Below are 23,651 nucleotides of genomic sequence, written 5' to 3' on the forward strand. Positions count from 1 at the left end.
TTTATCTAAAAAGTTGAATTCCGGAAAGGCGGGTATACACCAACGGCACGGCAATCACTAGATAAATGGCCTGAAAAAGAATGCCGAAGAAATTCATGGTGACCAACTGCAGCAAAACAATGGGCAATACACCAAGCACAACACCGGCCGCAACGGTAAGAAAAAGCGGTCGCGAGCGGCGCCTGCCCGTGACCAGCCGCACCCCCTCGGCAATGATCGTGCCTGCCGTGGGAGAGCCAAGCAGGATCAGGAACCAGCCCAGGAAACCAATCCCGCCGATCAGGGTCACCAAAAAGGAGGCCAGGGCTGAAAGAATACCGGCGGTCACAAATCCCAGGACAAAGTCATGCCAGAGCGCCGTATCGAACACCTTTTTATGGGCGCGGGAGCAATCCTTGCAGATGTAGCCCGTCGGCATACGGACCGCACAGGATGTGCAAATGGGGTTATCACAACGCTTGCAGCGCAGGGAGGTCTCGCGTGTGGGATGGGCATAACAATACAACGTTGTAGTTTCGGTCATCGTGGAAATCCTGTTGAGTTTTCATTCATATGTGCAGTGATGTTCCTATAGAAATAACCCGGGTCTCCAAAGCGGACGAACTGTGCGGTCACATCGGCGGCGGTCACCATCACCTGATCATCCTCCATCAAAGGTGTCGGCGGCTGACCGTCCACGCTTAAGACCGTGTTCTCGCTTTTCACAACAATGCTCACGGAGGAGCCTTCCGACAAAACGACCGCGCGGTCGACGGAAAGGTGGGGAGCGATCGGCACGAGCAAAATATTCCGCAGTTCCGGCGGCAGGATGGGTCCGCCCGCAGCCAGGGCGTACGCGGTGGAACCTGTCGCCGTGGATGCAATCAACCCGTCGGCAACGTAACTGGCCAGTTGACGATTATCCACCGAAGCCGTCAGACGCACGGGACGCAGGTTCTGACCGCGCCCAACGACCACTTCATTCAACGCATTCGAACTGCCCAGGCTTTCCCCTGCGCGGATATGCTCCGCGCGCAGCATCATACGGTTTTCGATCCAGGCCTCGCCCTTGAATAATTTTTCAAAATGCGCGCGCCATTCCTGACGGTCAATCTGGATCAAAAACCCAAGCCTGCCGAGGTTTACACCCAAAATCGGAACACGCGAAGGCGCACACAAATGACCTGCCCGCAGCATGCTGCCATCCCCGCCGACAGCAATGAGCATGTCAAACTCACCTTTTTTGACACGCCTGCGGAGCGCCTCATCGTACAGGGAACCGAACGGCGCTTCCATGCCCCTTTCCTTCAGAAAGCCAGACATGGCTTCCGCTTCCGCAAAGGCTTCCGGCATCTTTGGGTATGCCGCGATAATCGGACTCCTGGGGATGAAGGATGCAGACATGCCGAAATTATACCTTTTGTCTGCCTGCGTTACGCCAGTCTCTGATCACAGACATTACGATATCCGCATCGCTTACAACGGGATGCCTGCTCATGCGAACGAGGCACATTTTTCCGCGCTTCATCATGCCGCACGTCCGTTAACAAGCTGATCAAAGCCGACTCCAATTCCCGCGTGTAATCCACCGAGAAATCACGGTTCTCGTAATGGATGATCCCATACGGCGGGCGTTTATTGTAGGTTTTCTCAACCAGCAGACAATATGATGCCAGTTGAAAAATATGCGAGTCATAGGGTGCCTCGGGCGCACGCCCGGACTTCACCTCCACAGGGATGAGCTGTCCGTTCTTTTCCATCAAATAGTCGGGTTTGCCCGTCAGACCAAGCACCGCATAATAAAGAGGCTTCTCCACCCTGCCCCAGCCGTCCGTATCGGTGTAGATGACGCGCCCGCCGGGCAGACCGGCGGCCTTCTGCTGGCGGTTCGACTGCCAGAAAAAGAGAATGGACAGGAGGAACAGGAGGAAAATAATGTGGGTCATAGCCATTGAAAGGAAAGGTACGCCACCAGCGTGAGGACAGCCGCCAGAAACAGGACCCAGCCCACGGTCCGCGTGAGAAGCGAGGCGAGTACCTGGCGTCCGTGGCGGCGGTGGAGGTCGGTCCCAGCCGCGAGTTCGGTCTGGTTTTCGGAGGGAGTCCCAATCTTGCGATACCACCAGGCGCGGCGGCAATACAGGTAGCTGCCAATATCGGAAGAGCGGATCGGACGCATGGGCAGAGTATAGCACAAATTTTCTAATTCTTGGATGCGGTTAAATCGTGATAAACTACCCCTGCAAATTTCCCATGGAGGAATCCCATGACCGAACGTGAAGTCTATTCCATTGAGATCGCAGGGATAAAACGTGACCTGCCGCTTTTTAAGATCAAACCCGGCCTGCGGATCGCCATCCTCAACATCCTTGGCGATACGGAATTGGTACAAGCCTGCGCGCATGAACTTGCCAAAAAACTAAAGGCTGTTGATTACGATATCCTCGTTACCGCGGAAGCCAAATCCATTCCGCTGGCGTATGCGCTTTCCGTGGAAACAAAAAAGCCGTATATCATCCTTCGTAAAATGTACAAGCCGTACATGGGTGACGCGCTAAAGGCCGAAACCCTTTCCATCACCACCGGCCAGCCGCAGGTGCTGATCCTCGATGAAAAGGACCGCGGGGTCATTAAAGGCAAGAAGGCTTTAATCCTGGACGACGTGATCAGCACAGGCTCCACCCTGCAGGGGATGCGCATGATCCTCGATAAAGCCGGCGCAGCGATCGTGGGCGAGGCCGCGATCCTCACTGAAGGCGACCGCGCCCAGTGGATGAACATCCACTCGCTGGGGCATCTGCCATTGTTCACCGATTAAAACCTGCAGGGGCGACGCATGCGTCGCCCCTGCTACGTAAACAACTCCATTTTCTTTTTTCGTGGCAGGGCTTTTATGGCCCTCTCTCTTTTCATGGCCGACTTTTTATCCGGCTGTGCTTCGCTGTACACCAGTTTCACAGGCCGCCTTGTTTTTGTATAACGTGCGCCGTCACCTTTATTGTGTTGTTTTACGCGCCGTTCGGGGTCGGTTGTCCAGCCGGTGTAGTAAGTTCCATCCGCACATTCGAGGATGTAACAATAGCAGGTCATTTTGTCTTTTTATCATCAGGCTTGTTGAACATCGTGCCAAACAATCTTTCCTTTATGGATATCTTCTCGATGGGCGCGCGTTTCACCCCCGTCCAGTTTGCCGCGAAACGTTCGTTCAGCCAGGTCCGGCGTCCATCCTGCGCTTGTTCCAGGCGGTCCTTCAGGGCTTGTTCATTGGCATCTTCGATATCATTGCGCAGTTCAAGCAGGGCGGTGATCATTGCATCCAGTTTTTGCAGAACATTCCCGCGGTTTTGCAGGACAAGCATGTGCAATGCCTCGGTATCCTCCTGATCTGCCAAGGCGGATGTGGCGGCGAAGTAAGTTCGGCTGGCCGCCTTACGGACTTCCTGCCAGCCGGGCTGAGGGATGGTCGCATTCAACAGGGATGCAGAAACCAATTGTGGCAGCAAATGCGCGGAAGCCATCAAACCATCCGATTCAACAAAATCGGTGATCATTACGTTGCCGCCCGTTAAACCGACCAGCCCCGATATCAATTCCAGGGCGTCGCTGGGCGTGCCGCGAGGGGCTGAAAGCAGGAAAAGGCTCTTCGAGAATAGATCCGCCCGGGCTGAGTCCAGGCCTGTACCCGTCTCATGCAGATATTCAGGCCCGATCGCAGGGACAAGTCCCACATAGTGAACACCGTCCGGCAGGATTTCCTGCGCCCACTTTGCCACCTCGGTTTTGATCGGAGTGGTATCCACCACAACCGTGCCTCTTTTCAGATCCTGTGAAATATATCTCAAAGTTTCACGAACCTGATGGACGGGGATGGCAAGCACGACAATGTTCGCATTCTCCACCGCGCCTGGCAGGTTATGACTGGTTTTATCCACAACGCTGTTTTTTTGTGCCAGCCGCTCGATGCTGAAATCCTTGTCGTGACCGGTCGTTATAACCTGATCTTTATGGGAAGCAAGCGCCAACCCCAGGGACGCGCCAATTTGGCCCAGACCAATAATTGTGATTTGTACAGGCATGTTACCCTCGCAAGAGTTTGATGACGCGATTATACTGCGGATGTCCCCTCTTAAAGTACGAGAACCGCGGACGCCGACCGCGGTTCTCTTTGAAAGGAGGAGAAGAGAAATCACCTTACGCCAGTAAATTTATCATGATTGTCTCAAAACAACTTGACGCAAAACCTACGACTACCCTACGATTGTCCAACAATTAACAAGTTTGTAATCGGTTTCACTTAAAAAAGGATGGCAAAATGGCATCTTTCTCCTCCAAAATCCATCTTGGCGAACTAAACGGCACCCCACTGGGCGATTTTCGCCTCGCTGTCTCCGCTTTCGGTCTGGTTGCGGTCGAGTGGGCAGATGCAAAGCCCCAATTAATCGACTACCTGCTCCACCGTCTGAAAGGAAATGTGGAGGAAAGCCAAAAACACATCCACCCCTACGCAAAGGAACTCGGCGAGTACCTGAAAGGCAAACGCCGCCGCTTCACCTTCGCCATTGACTGGTCAACCTTGCGCCCATTTCAGCAGAAAATGCTCAAAGCGGTGTACGAAATCCCCTACGGTGAGACGCGCACCTACGCCGGGATCGCCGCGCAGATTGGGCATCCGCATGCATACCGCGCCGTTGGGCGGGCAAATGCCACAAACCCCATGCCGCTTGTCATTCCCTGCCACCGTGTCATCGGCAGGGACGGAAAACTCCACGGGTACGGCGGCGGGGACGGCCTGCCCACGAAGGAATGGTTGTTGAAAATGGAGGGGGCTGTGATTGCATGATAGACTTGGACATCCAAACCAGCATCCATAACCAACCTCTCCGTGAACATCCTCCTGACCCTCTTCTGGATCTTCCTAAAGATCAACCTGCTCAGCACCTCCGGCTCGGCATCCACCGGGCTGCTCTATAACGAAGCCGTGGGACGGTTTCTAACCGATGAACAATTCGTACAGGCGGTCGGGCTTTCCACGCTCCTGCCCGGTAGTGACGCGTTGCAACTTGCCATGTTCGTCGGCTATACCGTGGCCGGCATCCCCGGCGGACTGGTATCCCTGCTGGCCGCCATCCTCCCGCCCACGGTGTTAATGCTTGGCGTGGTATTGGTGCTTCACCGCATGCAGCGCGAGGCATGGGTCAGCCGCTTTGTGGAGGGGTTGACGCCGGCTGTCGCGGTGCTCATCCTGACCGTTGCATGGAAGATATTCAACGGAAGCGGGGAGGTCGGCTGGCAGGCGCTAACACTGGCAGGCATCAGCCTGATCGCATTACTGCGCGATGCGCCTGCTCCATTGGTGCTTCTGGCATGCGGCATTGCAGGGATTTTTTTATTTCGATGAAACCGGCGCATGCATCCAACGAGGAAACAGCCGCGGCAAAAACCCGCTCCTGGTTCATTGTGGACCTGCGGCTGTTCTGGATCTTTCTAAAGGTCAACCTGCTGACCACCGCCGGCCCCACATCCGTTGGCCTGCTATACAAGGAAACCGTCGGGAAGATCATGACCGAGGCGCAATTTGTGGAGGCGGTTGGTTTTTCCAACCTGGTGCCGGGCAGTGAAGCGCTCAAACTGGCAATGTTCATCGGTTATTCCAGCGGGGGCATCCCCGGGCTGCTTGCGGCACTCCTGGGCGCGATCATCCCCCCCACCTTTCTAATGTTCACTGCGGCATTTGTCCTCGTCCGCATGGAGGGACAGGAATGGATGAAAGGCTTCATCAAAGGCATGGGACCCGCAGTCGGTGTGCTGCTGACGATTGTGGCATGGCAGTTATTCCGCGCTGCCGGTCAAAAATCAATAAAGTGGCGCGTAATTCTAATCGCCGTTTTGAGCTTCATCGCCCTCGTCTTCCTGGACATTCCTCCGCAATATGTTCTGGTCGGCGCAGGGACTCTTGGATTATTCATCTTTCGGTAGAAAACAATGAAACCTGAAATCCTCATTCCAACCAACGGATTCAAAGGGACATGGCAGGCCATCGAATATGGCGCATGGCTGGCAAAGACGCTTGACTCGAAGATCTCGCTGCTCGGTGTGACCGAAACCCTGAGTCCTGCTGCGATAGACGACCACCACCCGCTGGAGGATATCTTCGAACGCGCTGTCGGGTTGTTCCAGCAAAATGGGACGGCGTACAGCCTCGAGGTCCAGAACGGAAGCGCGGAGGAGATCATTCCGCGCAAGGCAAGACAGGGAAATTTCATCGTCATGCTGGGTCCACTGGGGCGTCCGCAAATCCGCCGCCTGCTGGCAGGGCGCTCCATTCGTCAACTTTTGGAAGAGATCGAACAGCCGATCCTGTATGTGCCTGTATCCAAACTGCCGCCCAGGAATATTTTGATCTGTGTGGGCGGACTCGGCTACGAGGTAACCGCCGAGCATCTGGCCATGCAAATTGCACTAAAGAGCCGCGCGGAGATCACCCTGCTTCATATTATGCCACCCATGAATTTGGATTACCCGACCACAAGGACACTGCGCGAGAATTGGCAGCATCCGGAAGAAACAGACACGCCGGTCGGGAAAAGCCTGCGCCAGGCCCTGGAGATCGCAAAAGAAGACGGCTTGACCGCAGCGGTCAGGGCGCGTCAGGGCAATGTGGTGGAGGAGATCCTGGCTGAGGTTAAAGAAGGGGGGTACGACCTGCTGTGCATGGGCTCACAATACAGCGCGAATTTATTGCGCCAGTTATATTCCCCGAACGTCACCGCAGAGATCGCCGACGGTGCGCCGTGCCCGGTACTGACGGCAAGGTATAAGAGGAAATAAGAAAACTATAAGCGCGGCGTGTACTTGTCTTCCCACTCTGAAATTGCGCCGCGGATCACCGCTTTGATGACTTCATCGGGGACATCGTCGACAGAGTGGAATTTTTGCAGGCCGACATACACTTCCACCGCGCCTTCGGGAGATTCCTGCAGGCGAATCCCTCTTTTATCGAGGGATGTATCCATAAGACGCGCCTGCAGGACCGTATCTATTTGCTGGACGATGCTGAGAGAACGGATATTTTTTTCCGCTTCAGGTTTCTTGACGGGTTGCAAAGGACGGGATGCAGGTTCCTGAACAGCAGGTGCAGGCATGGGCGGAGTCTGCGGCAGCTGGGGGGAAGTCCCGCCGCCTTCAAGCCAGGGGCGAAAGAAAGTGATCAATTCGATCAGCCGTTTCTTCTTCTCGGGAGAGAGGGTTCCCGTCACGGGTGCACCGTCCATCTCGAGCATGATGCGCCCATCCCTGTTCTTTATCCGCAAAAGCCCGGGGTCATCCTGCACACTCTCGGAAGACGGGGATCCATGCGCAAGCTGTTCCCCGGCCTGTTTGAGTTTCAATTCGGCTTCCTGCATTTTTATTTCCGCATTTGTCTCCGCGGTCTTTATTTTTTGGGCCGTGCGGTTATTGGCGTCGAAGAAACCGCCGACCCAGCCGACGAACATGCCGACCAGCAGGCCGATGATGATGTAAAAAACGGGCGTAGGGGAAAAATCTATGATCATTGCGTTACCTCACTCCTTGGCACTTCGGACAAATATGCGTGCCGCGCTGGCCAACTATGACCTTTTTTATTTCCGTGCCGCAGACCGGGCAGGGGCTGCCTTCGCGGTCATACACACGGAAATGGTTTTGATAATCCCCGCCGCGGTAGACCCAGTCTATGCTGGCGCCGTTGCGGCGGATGCCCTCCCTCAACACGGAGCGGATCGCTTCATGCAAAGCCCCAGCCTGTCTCTTCGTCACCGCATTCGACAGGGCCAGCGGATGCAGTTTTGCGATGTGCAGACATTCGTCCGTGTAAATGTTTCCGAGACCGGCAAGAAAGGTCTGGTCCAGGAGCAGCGGTTTCAGTTGACGTTTGCGACTGCTCAGGTTTTCATACAGCCACTGCGGCGTGAACCCCTTTTCCAGCGGTTCGGGACCCAGCCTGCCGAGGATCGTTTCAGGCTGGTCGGTCAACCAGACACGCCCGAATTTGCGGGTATCGTTGAAGGCAAGCTGCCTGCTGTTCGAAAAGTTCAGCAGGAGGCGGTCGTGCTTTTCCGGTTTGGTTTTACCCTGCCTGATAATTATATCCCCGCTCATTCGCAAATGTACAAGGAGATTGTAATCCTGGAGCTGGAGAACAAGGTACTTTGCACGCCGTGAAACCCCCATAATCCTCTGCCCTTTAACCTGATCCTTGAATTTTTTTACAGATGGCACAGCGAGCGTCCGCGCCCAGAACACATCGGCGGAAACAATGGTCCTTCCGGTAATCTGCGGTTCTATGGCACGGGCAATGGTTTCAACTTCGGGAAGTTCGGGCATGGTTTTAGCGGTTGGCCATCATCGGTTGGCGAAAGGCTGCCTGCCAACCGCCAACAGTCATTCTATTCATTGAACATCTCACCCACAGAGCGCCCCTCGTGCGCGCGTTTGATCACCTCGCCGAGCAGGGAGGCGACCGACAGCACCGTGATCCGTCCTTTAAGGTGCTTCATTTTTTCAGGCGAGAGCGGAGCGGAGTCCGTTGTAATGATCTGTTTGATGGGCAGCGACGCCAGCCGTTCCGCACCGTCACTTGAGAGAATGGCATGGACAAACACGAGGTACACATCCCGCGCGCCGTTCTTTTTCACAACATCCACAGCCTGGGCAATGGAACCGCCGGTATCCACCTCATCATCCACGATGATGACATCACGGTCTTTCACCTCCCCGATCAGGGTCAACGCTTCAGCCTTGGCTTCATTTCCCAGACGCCGCTTTTCAATGAAAGCAATCGGCATGTCCATGTCCGCCGCGTAATTACGCCCTTTTTTCGCAAAGCCCAGGTCCACGGAAACGACCACCGGGTCCTGCATCTTTGGACGCAGTGTCGTGTTGATATGATCCACCAGCAGGTGGGATGCGGTCAGCACATCGCCGGGGATGGAAAAGAAGCCCTGCACCTGTCCTGCGTGCGGATCAAGGGTCATGTAGCGGTCTGCACCGGCCACTTCAAGCATGTCTGCGATCAAACGCGCGGTGATCGGCACACGCGGCTGGTCTTTTTTATCCGAACGGCCGTAACACAGATACGGCACAACCGCCGTAATGCGCGCCGCCGAATCCAGCCGCAGGGTTTGAATCATGATCAATAGTTCCATCAGATTGCGGTGCACAGGCGAGGAGGTGGTCTGGATCAAATACACATCCTGTCCCCGCACGCTGCCGCTCAATTTCACGAACAGGTTTTCGTTCGGGAACTCGATCACCTCGCGCCCGCTCAAAGGCTGGCCAAGATAATCCGCGATCTTTTGAGCCAGCTCCGGCGCGCCGCTGCCCGCAAAAAGTTTGATCCCGCCATATACCTTCAAGTCGCGATGAACATGGTGCATCTACTTCTCCTTCTTTCGGGAGGTCCACTCCGGGCGTAAAACGCTCATGATCAGGACATCCTCATATTTTCCGAATTTAAATACCGCCTCCCGCAAACGTCCCTCCAAAACAAAGCCCGCTTTTTCATAGGAGCGCACAGCCCGGACATTATCCGTATAGACCCGCAAAAATGCGCGGTTCAGGTTCAGGGTCTCAAAACAGTGACGCAAAAGCAGGGTCATCGTTTCCGAACCGTATCCCTTATTCCATTCAGATTTATCACCGATCAAAATCCCAAGTTCAGCAGAACGGTTCACAGGATCCAGGTCAAACACACCGCAATTGCCGATCAACTTCCACTTCCTGCCCCTGCGCACTTCAATCGCCAGGGGTTTCTCCTTTTGATCGCGCCGCCCAAGGGCATTGAACCAGCCCTCCTCGTCCGTCATGGACATCGGCAAATACAACGCCAGTCCGCGGGTCACTTCGGGGTCGTTCACCCATTCGTGAAACTTATTTATATCCTCGCGCTCCACAGCGCGCAAACGCACCCGTCCGCCATACATGATGCTCATTTCGACCTTTCCTTCAACAACCTCGTTACCGCTTCCCACGGCGAAATATTTCTTTGGATGACCTTCGCGAGCACATCCTCATACTCGTTTTGAGGCACAGCCTCATGGAAGCGTTCCAGCAGCGATTCGCGGATCAACGCCTCCAGCTCGACCTCGAGCCTGGCCCGCTCACGAACAGCCCAATCTCCGCCCTGACGGAGGTGCGCCGCATGCCGCGCAATGGACTCTGCCAGTTCCACAATCCCTTTGCTTTCCGTGGAAACCGTTTTTTGAATGGGGGGTATCCACATCGGCGCGGCGGATGCATCCTGTTTGGCGGCAGGCGTCCGCATGCTGGAACCGTGATGCCGGAAGACACGCTCGCTCGGGTGTGCCAGATCCAGCATGGACTTTAATGCCTTCTCGGTATTTTCCACGCCGGGCCTGTCCGCCTTGTTGATGACAAGGATATCCGCAATTTCCAAAATGCCGGCTTTGATGGCTTGAATATCATCGCCAAGGCCGGGCGCCTCCACAACCAGCGTGGTATGCGCGAGGCGGGCTATATCCACCTCGCTTTGTCCGGCGCCGACAGTTTCAATCATGATAATATCAAAACCTGCCGCATCGAAAACTTGCACAATGTTTGCAGTTGCCTGCGCCAGCCCGCCCAGTGAACCGCGCGTTGCCATGGAACGGATGAACACGCCGGGGTCGCCGGAAAGGTCGCGCATGCGCACGCGGTCGCCGAGCACCGCCCCGCCTGTGAACGGGCTGGATGGATCCACCGCAACGACCGCCACACGCCTGTTCTCCGCTCTGCGGTACAGCAAAGCAAGCTGGTTGACGAGCGATGATTTGCCGGTACCCGGCGCGCCCGTCACGCCGATAAGATGCGCCCTGCCTGTGTGTGGAAAAAGTTCGATCAATGCAATGCGCCCTTCGGGCGCATTGTTTTCCACCTGTGTGAGCAGGCGCGCCAATGCGAGACGGTCACCGTTGAGAACTGCCTGAGAATATGTCATTAACATTAAGAACAAAACACAGAGCCTGCTGCACTCTGTGTTATTGAAAACTTCATCCTGTCATTGCCATCCGCACGTCACGGACGATGTCTTCGGTGGAGGCGCCGGGACCGAAGACACCGGCCACTCCCATCTCGATCAAGCGATGCAGGTCCTCATCCGGAATGATGCCTCCGATAAAGACTTTCACGTGAGTCTGCCCGTTGGCTCTCAGCAATTCCATCACCCGCGGGGTCAACGCCATGTGCGCGCCGGAGAGGATGGAGAGCCCGACCACATCCACATCCTCCTGAAGCGCGGCTTCGGCGATCATTTCAGGGGTCTGGCGCAGGCCGGTGTAAATGACCTCCATGCCGGCATCGCGCAGGGCGCGGGCAACCACCTTTGCGCCGCGGTCGTGTCCGTCCAAACCGGGTTTTGCCACGAGCACACGTATCCTTCGATCTTGCCCAGGACTGGTCTTCTTATCAGTCATTTTTCCTCCGAGGGAAATTTCGTTGACATTATACTATGTATCATAAAGCCGCTTCACTTATAAGTGAAAACAGGGTGAAGGCATGCGGCGGGGATCCTTTTTTTGTATCCCATTTGCAAGTATTTGCGCCTAAAATTATCAACGCGGAAATGCTATACTTAATTCCATTGCATAACCGGCTGGCGAAGGATCGAGGGTCACCAGGTTTGATGTTCTTTTATGGACGGAGGCAGCAAATGACTGACCGTTTCCGCATCATCACGCTGTTCAAACGGGATCAAAGCGCTTTAAGGATAACCGGGATCTATTTACTGGTGGGATGGCTGTGGATCCTGTACTCCGACCAGTTTGCCGCCGCGGTTGCAACGGACAGCGCTTCGCTTGTCCTGATCAGCATATACAAAGGCTGGGGATTCATCATCGTCACATCCATCCTTTTGTACTGGCTGATCCACAGCCATACCGCGCGGCTTAATAAAAGCGAACAGCGCTATCGAACCTTGTTTGAAGGTACGCCTGTCGCCATATGGGAGGAGGATTTTTCGCGGGTCAAAAAACACCTCGACTCCCTGAAGCATCAGGGGATCACCGATTTCCATGCCCACTTTACCTCCGCTCCGAACGCCGCCGTGGAATGTCTGGGGATGATCAAGATCCTGGACGCCAACATTGCCGCGGTGCGCATGTACGGCGCAAAAAGCAAGGACGAATTGATCCGCAACACGAAACAGATCCTCGGCAGGGGTGAAATGGAACACATCCACGAGGACTTTATTGCAATTGCCGAGGGAAGGACCGGCAACTATTGGGAGGGGACGGATGAAACGCTCACGGGGGAGCCGCTTGAGATCAGCCTGGGCTGGTCGGTTGTCCCCGGGCATGAAAAGGATTTCTCCAAAGTCATTGTCACCACCACCAATGTCACCGAACGAAAACGAGCCGAGCAAGTCCTGAAAAACAGCGAGAGACGCCTGCACGTGCTGATCGAAAATGGTCTTGATAATATTTCACTGCTCGCCGCGGACGGCACCCTGTTGTGGGAAAGTCCCGCCACGATGCGAACCCTCGGATATGCCGCGGATGAATTCGTAGGCCGAAGCATCTTTGAATTGCTGCACCCGCAGGATGCGGAGACCGCACATGTCCGCTTTTTGGAGCTTGTCAAAAATCCCAATAACGTCGAACGCGGCTTGTTCCGTATGAGACATTCCAGCGGCGCATGGCGCTGGGTTGAGGTGGTGGCGACCAACCTGCTGGATGAACCGAGCGTCAATGCAATCGTCATCAATTACCGCGACGTCACAGAACGGAAAGAAGCCGAGGGAATGGTCAGGCAGCATGCCAGTGATCTGGAAAGACGGGTGGAGGAGCGCACGGCCGAACTTACGTACGCGAACCGGGTCAAGAATGAGTTTCTGGCGAACATGAGTCACGAATTGCGCACGCCGCTCAACAGCATTTTGGGATTCTCCGAAACCCTGCTGGAGGGCATGCATGGTCCGCTCAACGATGACCAGAAAAACCGTATCGAGATCATTGCCTCCAGCGGAAGGCACCTGCTGGACCTGATCAACGACATCCTGGACATATCCAAGATCGAAGCCGGCAAACTCGACATCATCCCGCAGACCGTCGGTGTGGACGAGATCTGCCGAGCAAGCCTGAATTTCATCCATGAACTGACCATGAGGAAATCCATCACCGTCGAATATTCACCTGCGCCGGAACAACCAAGCATCGTTGCGGACCCAAAACGGCTCAAACAAATGCTGGTCAACCTGTTGCATAATGCGGCCAAATTCACGCCGCAACACGGGGAGATAAAACTGGAGGTTCAAACCGACACCGAACAAAACCAGATCCGTTTCTCGGTTCTAGACACCGGCATTGGGATTTCAGCGGAGGACCTGCAAAAATTATTCAACCCCTTTGTTCAATTGGACAGCAGTCTATCGCGCCACCACGAAGGTTCAGGCCTGGGGCTGGCACTGGTCAGGAAACTGGCGGACATGCACGGCGGAGAGGTCGCAGCCGAAAGCAAGCTCGGCGGGGGCAGCCGCTTCACCTTGGTATTGCCCTGGAAGCAGACCCGGGTAATTCCCTCATCCGACACAGGCCTGCCTGACGTGCGGTTGAAGGAAGATGCGGGCGGGATCGCAACAGGTTCCACTGTCACGCCTGCCCGGCTGGGGAGCATCCTGCTTGCAGAGGATAATGAAACCAATGTGATCGTGATAAAGGATTATCTGGAGGACCGCGGATTCAACGTGAGCGTTGCACACAACGGATTGGAAGTGCTGGAGATCATGGAAGAGAGCGTTCCAGATGTCGTCCTGATGGACATTCAAATGCCGGGCATGGATGGCCTGGAGGCAACCCGCCGCCTGCGGTCAGACCCTCGTTTTGTTTCCATCCCCATTATTGCGATCACGGCCTTTGCCATGCCCGGCGACCGCGAGCGCTGTCTCAAGGCAGGCGCAAACGAATATATGAGCAAACCGATCAGCCTGAAAGCACTCCTGCAAACAATCCAGCGTTTTTTGTAATCGTAACGAAAACCGCCTGTAAAAAGAGGCGGTTTTCGTTACGATTACATACCGTCATCCTTTGGCGGCGCTGTGGGACCGTAATCCAACACCTGGCGCATTTGCGTGCCGCCCTGCGGCGGACTGACGATCTTCCCATCCTCCATCATATCCACGATGCGCGAGGCGCGCGTATACCCGATGCGCAGCCTTCTCTGCAGCATGGATACGGAGGCGCGTCCCTCCTTGCGGACGATCTCCACCGCCTCATCGAACAGCGGATCCCCCTCCGCTTTTGCCATGTCCTCCCATAATGGGGTCTGCTTAAGCGGCACGTTCTGCGGGACAGCTTCCGCAGGCATCCCCGCCACCGCATAGGGACTTGCGCCGCCCGCCTGTGTGCGCCAGTATTCGACCAAATTCTGGATCTCATTATCGGAAACAAAGACACCCTGCAGACGCGAAGGCGCGGGAGCATCCGGCGCCTGATAGAGCATGTCACCGCGCCCGAGCAATCGTTCCGCACCGGGCTGGTCGAGAATAACGCGGCTGTCCGTATTGGACGCCACGGCAAAGGCAATGCGTGCGGGGAAGTTCGCCTTGATCAGACCGGTGACCACATCCACGGAGGGACGCTGCGTGGCCAGGATCATGTGAATGCCGGTGGCACGCGCCAGCTGAGCGAGACGCGTGATCGTCCTTTCCGTTTCATCCGGCGCGATCATCATCAAATCCGCCAGCTCATCGATGATGATGACGAGGTACGGCAGTTTCTTTTGTCCCTGTAATTTCATCTTCGCGTTGTAATCAATGATGTTGCGCGAGCCGGCCTGGGCAAACAGGTGATACCGTTTGTCCATTTCACGCGTCATCCATTGCAGCGCGCCGATGACACGGTCCATCTCGACGACGACGGGGCCCAGCAAATGAGGAATGCCGTTGTAACCGGTCAACTCGACGCGTTTCGGGTCCACCAGCACAAGCCGTAAATCATCGGGGGTGTTGAACAGCAGCATGCAGGTGAGGATGGAATTGACACACACCGACTTGCCGGAGCCCGTCGTCCCGGCGATCAGCAGGTGCGGCATGCTTTCAATGCTGGCGATGACCGGCAGGCCGGCCACGTCGCGCCCCAGGGCGAAGTTGAGCGGCTTCCGGTTGTTCTTATACACCTCGCCTTCCAGAATATCGCGCAGCGCCACCATCGTCATCTCTTCGTTCGGCACCTCAATGCCGACGTAGCTGTGTCCCGGCACCGGCGCCTGAATGCGGATGCGCGGCGCGGCCAATGCAAGCGCAAGGTCATCGGACAGGGAGGCGATCTTGTTCACGCGGACTCGTGTGCGCACCCCGCCGCGGGTCTCGACGAAGAGCGGCTCGACACCGAATTGCGTGATCGTCGGTCCGCGGCTGATCGCCACCACCTGCGCCGGCGCGCCAAAGGAAGCCAGCGTATCTTCAATTAATCGCGCACGCTGTTGAATGAACTCTTCATTGATCGACGGCGCATTGCCCGAATCGAGAATGTCGCCAACGCCGGGTAATTTCCAGTGGATGACGGCGGGACCGCTCGTCGTCCGCAGCGGCTGGACGGGAACAGGGGAGGTTGTCAGCTGCGGCATGGCGGATGGATCTATCGGCGTGAACCCGTTTTCGGAAACAGAATCAGGCCCGAACGGGGCGGGAGGCGGGATGGATATGTTCAGCATCTTCCGCAGGCTGGATGTCAACGGCGCGAGCCAGAAGAACAAATCCGTGACGGGTTTATCCAGCATGACCGCAACACCGATGACAAACCATGCAAGCATGGCGATAACCGCCCCGCCGGGACCAAACCCGGCCCACAGGAGGCGTTGAAAAAGTCCGCCAAAATAGCCGCCGCCCGCGCCTGTCAGGGCAACGACTTCGGCGGTTTCAACGGTGGCAACGAGGGAATGCAGGAGTGTCAGAAGCCAGAGGAAAAGGATGACGCTGCCGGTCGCGCGTTCAACGGAAAGCGGGGGGATGCGTTCGATCTTGCGGAAGACCAGCCAGAGGCCAAAGACCAGCAGGCCCAGGGGCAGGATGTACATGCCCCAGCCAAAGATCTGGGTCAGGAAAAAGATGATGCCGCCAATGAAGGCGGAACGGTTGGCGGAGACCAGACCCAAAAGGATGAGGATGCCGAGGAAGGCAAGGAGGATGCCGACCACATCCAATTTGCGTTCATCGGAGAGGCTTTCCCACCAGGAAGGTTCACGCGGCGGCACATGAGGCTGCGCCTTGCTTCGCGGCGCAGGTTTACTGCGCGGCGATCCCGCCTTTTTGGATGGCAGGCTTTTTCCCGCAGGTTTTGCATTTTTTCCGGGTGGGGTGGACGGTTTAAGGAGAGGCATTGTACGGAATACGCGATTCGCAATACGCAAAAGAGCGAAGTCATTATAGCACAAATGGTCTGTTTTTCCCGCAGGGGATCGCATCCGGGAGTGGCTGCTTTCGTGGGCCAACCACAAAGGCACTAAAGCACAAAGCCACCAGGAACCCTTTGAGTCTTCGAGCCTTTATGGTCCATGAAGAAAGACCATCCTTTTCGTCACTCTCTCGCGTCCCTGTCAAACATACGATGTCAAACCGCCCGCTATTTCGCGGAAAAATCAGTGCTTTTTGGGCAGGCGATAAGGTACAATTACAGGGTTATTAAGTTTTGTTTCACATAATCAACCGCAAAGAACCTGAAAGTAATTAAAACCCGGCGCTCTTTGCGATGAACCGAAGATGCGATCGGGACGGGTTTTTTAAACCCGTCCGCGAATTTTTTTTCTTCTGCGATCATCCGGCTGCAAGGACTCAAACCATTGTTCGAAATCCTTTTTCTTGGCACATCTGCATCTGCGCCCTCCGCGAAGCGCGGGTTATCCGCACAAATCGTATCCCACAACGAATATCGCTTCCTGGTGGACTGCGGCGAAGGCACGCAAAGACAGATCCTGCAATCCGGCATCGGCTTCAAACGCCTGACACGCGCCCTGCTCACACACGGACACCTGGACCACATCCTGGGCCTGGGCGGTCTGCTTTCCACGTTCCTGCGCTGGGAGGCCATTGAGGAATTTGAGGTTTTTGGAAGCAAACGCGCTTTGGAGCGTGTGCGGGTGCTTCTTTATGATGTTGTCCTGCGCGGAAAGCAAACACCGATGCCGCTGCGTCTGGTGGAGGTCAAGCCCGGGATCATTTTCGAAGCGGATGACTTTACGGTGACGGCCTTCGAGGTCTCGCATGGCAGGGCAGACAGCCTTGGATATGTATTTGAAGAGAAGGCACGGCGGCCGTTCCTTGCGGAAAGAGCGGATGCGCTTGGCGTACCGTTCGGGCCTGAACGCCGCGAGCTGGTTGCCGGCCGGGAGATCACCCTGGCGGACGGCAAGCGCGTCCGTCCGGACGATGTGCTGGGTGACTGGGAACGGGGCAGCAAGCTCGTCCTTGTGGGGGATGCCGGCCGGACGGACAACCTGCTCGAGGTCTGCAGGGATGCGGATGCGCTTGTGATCGAATCCACCTATCTGGATGAAGAAGAGGATATGGCAGGGCAGTTCTCGCATCTCACCGCGCGCATGAGCGCGGAACTCGCCCAAAAAGCGGGGGTTAAAAAGTTGATCCTGACACATATTTCGCGCCGCTACCGCGCAAAAGACGTGACCGCGGAAGCGCAATCCGTTTTTGCCGACACCGTGGTGGCACGCGATTTCGACACCTTTCAAATCAAGAGAGAAATTTAAGATGGCAGAGAAGATCAAGATAGGGGTGCTTACCTCCGGCGGGGATGCACCCGGCATGAACGCGGCCATCCGCGCCGTGGTACGGACGGCGCTTGGGAACAACATGGATGTGCTCGGCGTGATGCACGGCTTTGAGGGGCTGGTCAACGGCGAATTCAAGCCGCTCGGCGCGCGCGACGTGGGCAGCATTCTACAGCGCGGCGGGACCGTGCTGCAGACCAGCCGCAGCAAGCGCTTCATGGAACCGGCCGGCCAGCGCGATGCGATCCGCAGGATGAACGAAGCCGCCATGGAAGCCCTGATCGTGATCGGCGGCGAGGGTTCGATGAACGGAGCGTACGCACTCGCGCAGCAGGGCGTGAAGGTGATCGGCATCCCGGCCAGCATCGACAACGACATCTGGGGCACGAACATCGCCATCGGCACGGATACCGCCATGAACACCATCATGGACGCGGTGGATAAACTGCGCGATACGGCCTCCTCCCACCAGCGCGCGTTCCTGGTCGAAACGATGGGACGCAACAGCGGCTATCTGGCCGTGATGGCGGGCATTGTCTGCGGCGCGGAGATCGTCCTGATCCCCGAGGTGCCGGCCACCGTGGATGAAGTGGCAACCGCGATAGAGGAAGCCTACATGCGCGGCAAGACGCACGCCATCATCATCAACGCGGAGGGGTCGGCGATCCGCACGACCGAACTGGCGGAAAAAATCGACGGGATGGACGTCGGGTTCAAGACGCGCATGACGATCCTCGGCCACATCCAGCGCGGCGGTTCGCCGACCGCCTACGACCGCCTGCTGGCAGCCCGCATGGGAGTCAAAGCCGTGGAGGCGCTGGCGCAGGACAAACACGGCGTGATGACCGGCCTCAAAGGCAAGGGCATCGATTTCATCCCGCTGACGGATGTGATCTCGAATAAACGAAAAGTGAACATGGAATACGTGCACATGGCGGAGATTTTGGCGAGGTAATTCGTAGGGGCGACGCATGCGTCGCCCCTACTTTATCGTCACCTGGATTACCGCTGTCTCCACCAGCTGGTCGTTCTGTACCACCACCAACTGCACGGCGTACAACCCGCTTAATCCCGTCGTATCCCACTCGGCCAGCTGACCACTCTCCACGGGTTCGAACGAATCGCTTCCCAACTGGATCCATTCCTGCGGATTCAAGCCCCTCCCCACCTGCACACGATAATAGAGAAAATCATCCCCGGAAGCCGTGCCGCTGATGCGGACCGTGCCGCTCACATCTGCGAAGAGCTGCGGGGAGGCGATGTTGACATTCGGGTTCAGCGGCGGCGGCTGGATGGCGTCATAGGTGGCCGGGGGAACCGCAAGCCCTGCGCTTTGCGCCCACTCCCGCGCGTTCTCAGGGACGAGCATATACACACGGGTATCGATCAATTCGGGCGGGGTAAAGACCGTGGCGAGCAGGCCCGTTTCACGGTTGACCGCAAACTCGCGGAACATCGTATCCGCCTGGGTGGGTTCACTGCCGGTGAGGAAAACCTCCGTCACCAGGTTCGGACATTCGCGCGTCGGCAGCAGGCCCGAGGGGTCGCAGACGGTCATGACCGCCACGCCCTGCGGAAGCGCCCAGCCGTCGGCGGGTTTGTCGGCGGAGGCGGCCTGCATCAGCGCATTCCACAATGCAGCGGGGAAGCGGGGAGTGATTTTTTCTCCCCCCACTTGTTGGGGGGATGCAAGGGGGGCACGCACACCGCTCCACGCAACCACCACATGCGAGGGGGTATATCCGATGACCCACGCATCACTCCCCTCCACCGTCTGCCCGACCTTGACGCCGGCGGGCCTGTCGATCTCCAGCGCGTTCTGCCTGCCCCACGTTTCCCAGCGCGCGGGTTCGTCGCTGAGCACATGTGTCATCACGTAGGCCATCGCGGAAGTGACCACCGTCCGCGCCTGCGGGATGGACCAGTCGAGCAGCACGCCGCGGTCGGCGCCTTCCACACGCAGGACGGTTGACGGCGTGAAATCATCATTCAAGTCCCGGCCAAAATACACGCCCTGATTTGCAAACACACCGTACGCGCCCGCGAGGTCGAGCATCGAGACATCCGAATTCAAATCCAGGCCGAACGACGACGCGATGGTCGTCACGTTCCCGATCCCCATCTGTCTCTTCAACGTTTCCACAGGCACTTGATAATCGTTCGCCAATGCAATCCGCAAGCGGACGGGTCCGTGGAAGATGCCGTCAAAGTTTTGGATGGTTACTTCACTGGCGAAGTCCCCGAAGGGGGGGATGTCCCACGTCAACGAGGCGGGACTCAAGCCGCGCGTGAATCCTGTCAGATAAACAAACGCATCGAGGCTTGACCCAGGCTTGTGTGCACTGACCAGTGGAGTTTCTTCTCCGCTGATGGTTTCTCCGACATACGCCAGGACCTGACCTGTCTTTGGGTCGAGGATCAATGCGCTGGCGGATGAATCTGTAAATGTGACCGCAGGCGGCAGGGACGGTAACAGCCGCGCCGAGTCGCAGTCTATTGCGGGGTCGGGAGTCCCTGCCAAACGCGCGGCGTAGACTTCGGTTGCGCAGGCGGCTTGTTTTTGCAGGTCGTAACTCAATGTGGTGATGATGACGATGCCGCCGCGTTCGATGCGTTCACGCGGGATGGAGGAATCCAATTGGGCGATGACGAGGTTGACAAAGGCAGGAGCAACTACGGGCGGAGTCTGCGGCGTTGTTTGGAAGGTGGGAGTCGCCAACAGCGCAGATTCCACTTCGGAGGTGGGAGCGAGTCCGAGGTCGTTCATCACATACAGCAGTTCGCGTCCGCGTTGAATGGCGACTTGCGGGGCGTCGAGCGGATTGAGCGCGGGCGATTGGCTGACGGCGGCAAGGATGGCGGATTCGGCGAGGGTCAGGTCGCTGGCGGGTTTGCCGAAGTACAACTGCGCGGCGGCTTCGACCCCGTAGGCGTGACTTCCAAAGTTGGCGCTGTTGAGATACCACTCGATGACCTGCGTGCGCCCGAATTGCGCGGTGATCTGTGCGGCGAGAATCCGTTCGCGGATGGCGCGGCGGAGGTCGGGCGGTTCGGCGAAAAGGAGCAAATCAAAAACGAGCCGCTGTGCAAGCGTGGCGTGTAACTCGTAACTCGTAACTTGATTCAGGGTAAAGCCCGAATGATCCCAGAAGTGCGGGTCGGCGGCGGCGATGACGGCGTTGACAAGGGTTTCGGGGATGTGCTGCGGGTTCTGGTCGCTGACGGGGATGTAACGGCGCGGGGTGTCTTCGGGGGCAAAGGTTGCGAGGAGCTGCGTGCCTGTGCGGTCATAGATGCGCGTGGGCTGGAGCAGCAAGCCATCCGGCGGGTTGAGCAGGCGCGGCAGGATCTCGATGGAGGGCAGGTCGCGGGTGACGTCGGCGTAGGCGAAGGCGCCGAGCAGGATGGCGGCTGCCAGAATGATCGAAAGGACGATTCCCCCGCTGAGGACCGCGCCGCGGGCACGGTCTTCGCCGCGTTTTTGTTTGTCCAGCCGGCGTTCGCGGCGGGCACGGAGGATGGGCAGGGTGGAGGGCATGGGGGGATTGTAAAGGAATTTTGGGAAGTTGGTAGATTGGGAAGGGATGCAGGTTGGAGGGTTGGAAGGTTTGGGGGGTGAAGGTTGAAGGTCGAAAGTCGCAGGTTGAAGGTGAATGGTAGAATTCTTTCAGGTTTTGAAAGAGTCAAAATGGAAACGATTGCCAATTCAAAGGGACAGATACGTATTCCATCCAAAATTCGTAAGCAGTTGGGCATTACGGATGGAACGTATCTTCACGTTGAAGTGGATGCCGTCGCAAAGAAGATCATCCTTACGCCGATAACACGCGAGTACATTCATGGTCTACGCGGGAAATACAAGGGCAAAGGGTTGGTGAAGGCTTTGATGGTTGAGAAGAAATATGAAAAGAACTCCTAAAGAAATTCTAGGAGTTCTTTTTTTGTGTCAAATAACATCAAACCCAATCTCTTGTAAATATTCAAAAATTGGATCGTAATATTCTTTCTTACGTGTGTGATCTTCTGCATCTCCTGATGGAACAACAATTACCATACCTTGTCTTGCACGAGTCAAAAGGACACGATAAGCATTCTTCAAGTAGTTTTGTCTCTCTGGCTTTCTGATTCTGTTCCACCGATCACCTACAAAGGAACAGTGTTCCCAACCCTGCTTTGTATAACGGAAATCGGCATCCCAAGTCACACAAGCCCAATCCAATTCGAGACCTTGCACTTGAAACTCAGTAACAACATCTTCAAGATAGTAAGAAGAACGAACATCGTCCTTTCTATCGAGAAACCAATGTATTGGATCAACGGGAGACTTAACATCTATGGCATGTGGTTTTAATCTTTCGGCTTGCGATGAAACGACAATTCCGTATCTTTCAGAACCACGCGCTTGAGTTTTTAGCCATTGTTTTGCTTTGGCAAGGTCGCGTGTAATTACAATTGGATACTTTCCTCTTATATTCGATAAAGTCTTTTTTGCTTCTTCAGGCTGTAAATCTAAAATCTGCTTAATTAACAGTGATACATTTTCGGCACGGAAAGAACGCATTGAAACAGCTAGATGCAATTCTTCTTTGTGAGTTACATTTTTTCGAGCCTTAATTTTATGCAGAATTTTTTCAGCACCATATTCGCTATCTGTTAGTTGTGGGGAAATATAAACATGCCAGTCAGGAAATGAGCGATCCAAAGCATCAATCCATTCACTGATCCCAGCTTCACCCGTATTAATTTCTTGTCCGCCACCCACAAGACAAACAACTACAGCCCAATCAGGATGACGATCAAGACAAGAAATCAAGAATTCTGGTTCAGACATATGGAAATTTACATATCCCCTCTTACGGCTCATGAAATTAACTGTTTGTTGTAAATCCCATGCACGCTGTGCTTCATCAAACAGCGTCACATGTTCAATTGGAGGCTTCTGGCTATCAATTAAACCTTCGTCGCGGAAGTTATGAACGTTTTGAATGAACATTTTTACTTCACTCATAACCTCCCCTTTTTTCACTTTATTTCCAAGTTCTTTTTCACGCCGAACTTTGTCGCGAGTTAAAGCTTCACGCAAAATAGCAACAAGAGGGCCATTACCTGAGAGAAAAACACTATACAAGTCGCTATCTTTATCTATGTGATTTGTAGCAATATTCAAACCCACCAAAGTTTTACCTGCGCCTGGCACACCCGTAACAAAACAAATAGATTTTACAGAATTTTGTTTAGAGAATTCGATAATCTCAGAAACCGCATCCGATGTTTGAGTGAGATTTATTGCACTTGCGTCACTTCGAGATATTTCACTAACAGAGTGTCCGTTGTATAAAGCCATTGCTGCTTCAATGATATTTGGGGTAGGTTGATAACGCCCCGATTCCCAGTCATTTGGATTAATTTCCTCTCCATCAGAGAAAATTAAAACATCCGAAATCACCTGTTTTAGTAATTCTTCATTGCATTTGATTGGTGCAAGCAATTTGTCATTGTGAGCAGTAGTTGAAATAATAGCTTCCTGTGCTTTTGCATGGGTAGCAATCAAAACTGGAGCAATGTATAAATCATGACTTGTTTCATGAAAATTTTTCAAATCAAGTGCGTAATCCCAAACTTGGTCAATCGCATAAGAAGGAAATTCTTTTTCTCCAACCTTAAATTCAAGAACAAAGATGACCGAATTTACAACCAAAACAACGTCAATTCGTTTTCCCATTCTTGGAATCGAATACTCGAAATAAATTGATCCGTTATAGGATTGTAAAACCTTTTTCAGAATGCGGATTTCTTCTAACCAAGCATCCCGTTGCATCTGTTCCAAAGCAAAATCATTGCCTTGCGCAAGTTTGCCGAGTATTTCATCGTTATTTCTTTTTAGGAAATCTGAAATCGTATCCGAATAATATTCTCGTCTCATT

At 55.1% G+C, this 23,651-nt stretch carries 24 protein-coding genes; 9 read left to right on the top strand and 15 right to left on the bottom strand.

Features of this window, described 5'->3' with window-relative positions; all coding sequences use genetic code 11:
* Position 1: 1 nt before the first annotated feature.
* Genes QY332_02065 through QY332_02080 form a run of 4 tightly spaced genes read right to left on the bottom strand, consistent with a single transcriptional unit; the run spans position 2 to position 2,158 of the window.
* Positions 2 to 523, bottom strand: coding sequence for a hypothetical protein (locus QY332_02065; protein WKZ36712.1), 522 nt, complete (start codon positions 521 to 523; stop codon positions 2 to 4).
* Positions 520 to 1,383: an NAD(+)/NADH kinase gene (locus QY332_02070; protein ID WKZ36713.1), complete on the bottom strand. Its 864-nt coding sequence runs from the start codon at positions 1,381 to 1,383 to the stop codon at positions 520 to 522. The genes QY332_02065 and QY332_02070 overlap by 4 nt, the downstream gene beginning before the upstream one ends.
* Positions 1,384 to 1,412: 29 nt before the next feature.
* On the bottom strand, positions 1,413 to 1,931 hold the full coding sequence (cas4, locus tag QY332_02075; GenBank protein ID WKZ36714.1) for a CRISPR-associated protein Cas4: 519 nt from the start codon (positions 1,929 to 1,931) through the stop codon (positions 1,413 to 1,415).
* Positions 1,922 to 2,158 carry a hypothetical protein gene (locus QY332_02080; protein WKZ36715.1) on the bottom strand — a complete coding sequence of 79 codons (237 nt, stop codon included), beginning with the start codon at positions 2,156 to 2,158 and terminating at the stop codon, positions 1,922 to 1,924. The genes cas4 and QY332_02080 overlap by 10 nt, the downstream gene beginning before the upstream one ends.
* A gap of 87 nt (positions 2,159 to 2,245) precedes the next feature.
* Between QY332_02080 and QY332_02085 the strand changes: the two genes are divergently transcribed.
* Positions 2,246 to 2,797: a phosphoribosyltransferase family protein gene (locus QY332_02085; GenBank protein ID WKZ36716.1), complete on the top strand. Its 552-nt coding sequence runs from the start codon at positions 2,246 to 2,248 to the stop codon at positions 2,795 to 2,797.
* Positions 2,798 to 2,829: 32 nt separating this feature from the next.
* Here the strand turns inward: QY332_02085 and QY332_02090 are convergent, their stop codons facing one another.
* Together QY332_02090 and QY332_02095 are read right to left on the bottom strand one after the other, a co-directional pair.
* Complete coding sequence (locus QY332_02090; protein WKZ36717.1) at positions 2,830 to 3,069, bottom strand: GIY-YIG nuclease family protein; 240 nt, start codon at positions 3,067 to 3,069, stop codon at positions 2,830 to 2,832.
* Positions 3,066 to 4,055, bottom strand: coding sequence for a prephenate dehydrogenase (locus tag QY332_02095; protein ID WKZ36718.1), 990 nt, complete (start codon positions 4,053 to 4,055; stop codon positions 3,066 to 3,068). Before QY332_02095 ends, QY332_02090 begins: the two co-directional genes overlap by 4 nt.
* 236 nt (positions 4,056 to 4,291) lie before the next feature.
* Here QY332_02095 and QY332_02100 point away from each other — a divergent pair, with 236 nt between their 5' ends.
* Genes QY332_02100 through QY332_02115 form a run of 4 tightly spaced genes read left to right on the top strand, consistent with a single transcriptional unit; the run spans position 4,292 to position 6,807 of the window.
* Positions 4,292 to 4,819 (top strand): methylated-DNA--[protein]-cysteine S-methyltransferase, encoded by a 528-nt coding sequence (locus tag QY332_02100; protein ID WKZ36719.1) that lies wholly within the window; start codon positions 4,292 to 4,294, stop codon positions 4,817 to 4,819.
* A 42-nt stretch (positions 4,820 to 4,861) separates the two neighbouring features.
* The gene (locus QY332_02105; protein WKZ36720.1) at positions 4,862 to 5,377 is read left to right on the top strand and encodes a chromate transporter; all 516 of its coding nucleotides are present in this window, start codon (positions 4,862 to 4,864) and stop codon (positions 5,375 to 5,377) included.
* Complete coding sequence (locus tag QY332_02110) at positions 5,374 to 5,955, top strand: chromate transporter (GenBank protein WKZ36721.1); 582 nt, start codon at positions 5,374 to 5,376, stop codon at positions 5,953 to 5,955. The genes QY332_02105 and QY332_02110 overlap by 4 nt, the downstream gene beginning before the upstream one ends.
* Positions 5,956 to 5,961: 6 nt before the next feature.
* Complete coding sequence (locus tag QY332_02115; GenBank protein WKZ36722.1) at positions 5,962 to 6,807, top strand: universal stress protein; 846 nt, start codon at positions 5,962 to 5,964, stop codon at positions 6,805 to 6,807.
* A gap of 5 nt (positions 6,808 to 6,812) precedes the next feature.
* Here QY332_02115 and QY332_02120 read toward each other — a convergent pair whose 3' ends face one another.
* From QY332_02120 to QY332_02145, 6 genes are all read right to left on the bottom strand, one after another.
* Positions 6,813 to 7,532: a hypothetical protein gene (locus tag QY332_02120; protein WKZ36723.1), complete on the bottom strand. Its 720-nt coding sequence runs from the start codon at positions 7,530 to 7,532 to the stop codon at positions 6,813 to 6,815.
* A 4-nt stretch (positions 7,533 to 7,536) separates the two neighbouring features.
* Positions 7,537 to 8,340: a DNA-formamidopyrimidine glycosylase gene (mutM, locus tag QY332_02125; protein ID WKZ36724.1), complete on the bottom strand. Its 804-nt coding sequence runs from the start codon at positions 8,338 to 8,340 to the stop codon at positions 7,537 to 7,539.
* Between the two features lie 62 nt (positions 8,341 to 8,402).
* A complete protein-coding gene (locus QY332_02130; GenBank protein ID WKZ36725.1) occupies positions 8,403 to 9,392 on the bottom strand; it encodes a ribose-phosphate diphosphokinase in 990 nt (329 codons plus the stop codon).
* Positions 9,393 to 9,947, bottom strand: coding sequence for a GNAT family protein (locus tag QY332_02135; GenBank protein ID WKZ36726.1), 555 nt, complete (start codon positions 9,945 to 9,947; stop codon positions 9,393 to 9,395).
* Positions 9,944 to 10,951: a methylmalonyl Co-A mutase-associated GTPase MeaB gene (meaB, locus tag QY332_02140; protein WKZ36727.1), complete on the bottom strand. Its 1,008-nt coding sequence runs from the start codon at positions 10,949 to 10,951 to the stop codon at positions 9,944 to 9,946. The genes QY332_02135 and meaB overlap by 4 nt, the downstream gene beginning before the upstream one ends.
* A 52-nt stretch (positions 10,952 to 11,003) precedes the next feature.
* Positions 11,004 to 11,426, bottom strand: coding sequence for a cobalamin B12-binding domain-containing protein (locus tag QY332_02145; GenBank protein ID WKZ36728.1), 423 nt, complete (start codon positions 11,424 to 11,426; stop codon positions 11,004 to 11,006).
* 236 nt (positions 11,427 to 11,662) lie between these two features.
* Here QY332_02145 and QY332_02150 point away from each other — a divergent pair, with 236 nt between their 5' ends.
* Positions 11,663 to 13,972, top strand: coding sequence for a response regulator (locus QY332_02150; GenBank protein ID WKZ36729.1), 2,310 nt, complete (start codon positions 11,663 to 11,665; stop codon positions 13,970 to 13,972).
* A 44-nt stretch (positions 13,973 to 14,016) separates the two neighbouring features.
* On the opposite strand, the gene QY332_02155 is transcribed toward QY332_02150, so the two are convergent.
* Positions 14,017 to 16,326, bottom strand: coding sequence for a DNA translocase FtsK (locus tag QY332_02155; protein WKZ36730.1), 2,310 nt, complete (start codon positions 16,324 to 16,326; stop codon positions 14,017 to 14,019).
* A 459-nt stretch (positions 16,327 to 16,785) separates the two neighbouring features.
* On the opposite strand from QY332_02155, the gene QY332_02160 reads away from it, so the two are divergent.
* The gene (locus QY332_02160; protein ID WKZ36731.1) at positions 16,786 to 17,706 is read left to right on the top strand and encodes a ribonuclease Z; all 921 of its coding nucleotides are present in this window, start codon (positions 16,786 to 16,788) and stop codon (positions 17,704 to 17,706) included.
* A 1-nt stretch (position 17,707) separates the two neighbouring features.
* Positions 17,708 to 18,682 (top strand): 6-phosphofructokinase, encoded by a 975-nt coding sequence (pfkA, locus tag QY332_02165; protein ID WKZ36732.1) that lies wholly within the window; start codon positions 17,708 to 17,710, stop codon positions 18,680 to 18,682.
* Between the two features lie 27 nt (positions 18,683 to 18,709).
* On the opposite strand, the gene QY332_02170 is transcribed toward pfkA, so the two are convergent.
* Positions 18,710 to 21,265: a transglycosylase domain-containing protein gene (locus QY332_02170; GenBank protein ID WKZ36733.1), complete on the bottom strand. Its 2,556-nt coding sequence runs from the start codon at positions 21,263 to 21,265 to the stop codon at positions 18,710 to 18,712.
* Positions 21,266 to 21,415: 150 nt separating this feature from the next.
* On the opposite strand from QY332_02170, the gene QY332_02175 reads away from it, so the two are divergent.
* Complete coding sequence (locus QY332_02175; protein ID WKZ36734.1) at positions 21,416 to 21,646, top strand: AbrB/MazE/SpoVT family DNA-binding domain-containing protein; 231 nt, start codon at positions 21,416 to 21,418, stop codon at positions 21,644 to 21,646.
* Between the two features lie 27 nt (positions 21,647 to 21,673).
* Here QY332_02175 and QY332_02180 read toward each other — a convergent pair whose 3' ends face one another.
* Positions 21,674 to 23,650 carry a DUF2075 domain-containing protein gene (locus QY332_02180; GenBank protein WKZ36735.1) on the bottom strand — a complete coding sequence of 659 codons (1,977 nt, stop codon included), beginning with the start codon at positions 23,648 to 23,650 and terminating at the stop codon, positions 21,674 to 21,676.
* Between the last annotated feature and the right edge of the window lies 1 nt (position 23,651).

It is taken from the genome of Anaerolineales bacterium, from assembly GCA_030583885.1.
GTDB lineage: Bacteria > Chloroflexota > Anaerolineae > Anaerolineales > Villigracilaceae > Villigracilis.

What these genes read in the sequence shown, in the direction of transcription:
- QY332_02065 (WKZ36712.1), bottom strand. Translation starts at nt 523, where the DNA reads ATGACCGAAACTACAACGTTGTATTGTTATGCCCATCCCACACGCGAG.
- QY332_02070 (WKZ36713.1), bottom strand. Translation starts at nt 1,383, where the DNA reads ATGTCTGCATCCTTCATCCCCAGGAGTCCGATTATCGCGGCATACCCA.
- cas4 (WKZ36714.1), bottom strand. Translation starts at nt 1,931, where the DNA reads ATGGCTATGACCCACATTATTTTCCTCCTGTTCCTCCTGTCCATTCTC.
- QY332_02080 (WKZ36715.1), bottom strand. Translation starts at nt 2,158, where the DNA reads ATGCGTCCGATCCGCTCTTCCGATATTGGCAGCTACCTGTATTGCCGC.
- QY332_02085 (WKZ36716.1), top strand. Translation starts at nt 2,246, where the DNA reads ATGACCGAACGTGAAGTCTATTCCATTGAGATCGCAGGGATAAAACGT.
- QY332_02090 (WKZ36717.1), bottom strand. Translation starts at nt 3,069, where the DNA reads ATGACCTGCTATTGTTACATCCTCGAATGTGCGGATGGAACTTACTAC.
- QY332_02095 (WKZ36718.1), bottom strand. Translation starts at nt 4,055, where the DNA reads ATGCCTGTACAAATCACAATTATTGGTCTGGGCCAAATTGGCGCGTCC.
- QY332_02100 (WKZ36719.1), top strand. Translation starts at nt 4,292, where the DNA reads ATGGCATCTTTCTCCTCCAAAATCCATCTTGGCGAACTAAACGGCACC.
- QY332_02110 (WKZ36721.1), top strand. Translation starts at nt 5,374, where the DNA reads ATGAAACCGGCGCATGCATCCAACGAGGAAACAGCCGCGGCAAAAACC.
- QY332_02115 (WKZ36722.1), top strand. Translation starts at nt 5,962, where the DNA reads ATGAAACCTGAAATCCTCATTCCAACCAACGGATTCAAAGGGACATGG.
- QY332_02120 (WKZ36723.1), bottom strand. Translation starts at nt 7,532, where the DNA reads ATGATCATAGATTTTTCCCCTACGCCCGTTTTTTACATCATCATCGGC.
- mutM (WKZ36724.1), bottom strand. Translation starts at nt 8,340, where the DNA reads ATGCCCGAACTTCCCGAAGTTGAAACCATTGCCCGTGCCATAGAACCG.
- QY332_02130 (WKZ36725.1), bottom strand. Translation starts at nt 9,392, where the DNA reads ATGCACCATGTTCATCGCGACTTGAAGGTATATGGCGGGATCAAACTT.
- QY332_02135 (WKZ36726.1), bottom strand. Translation starts at nt 9,947, where the DNA reads ATGAGCATCATGTATGGCGGACGGGTGCGTTTGCGCGCTGTGGAGCGC.
- meaB (WKZ36727.1), bottom strand. Translation starts at nt 10,951, where the DNA reads ATGACATATTCTCAGGCAGTTCTCAACGGTGACCGTCTCGCATTGGCG.
- QY332_02145 (WKZ36728.1), bottom strand. Translation starts at nt 11,426, where the DNA reads ATGACTGATAAGAAGACCAGTCCTGGGCAAGATCGAAGGATACGTGTG.
- QY332_02150 (WKZ36729.1), top strand. Translation starts at nt 11,663, where the DNA reads ATGACTGACCGTTTCCGCATCATCACGCTGTTCAAACGGGATCAAAGC.
- QY332_02155 (WKZ36730.1), bottom strand. Translation starts at nt 16,326, where the DNA reads ATGCCTCTCCTTAAACCGTCCACCCCACCCGGAAAAAATGCAAAACCT.
- pfkA (WKZ36732.1), top strand. Translation starts at nt 17,708, where the DNA reads ATGGCAGAGAAGATCAAGATAGGGGTGCTTACCTCCGGCGGGGATGCA.
- QY332_02170 (WKZ36733.1), bottom strand. Translation starts at nt 21,265, where the DNA reads ATGCCCTCCACCCTGCCCATCCTCCGTGCCCGCCGCGAACGCCGGCTG.
- QY332_02175 (WKZ36734.1), top strand. Translation starts at nt 21,416, where the DNA reads ATGGAAACGATTGCCAATTCAAAGGGACAGATACGTATTCCATCCAAA.
- QY332_02180 (WKZ36735.1), bottom strand. Translation starts at nt 23,650, where the DNA reads ATGAGACGAGAATATTATTCGGATACGATTTCAGATTTCCTAAAAAGA.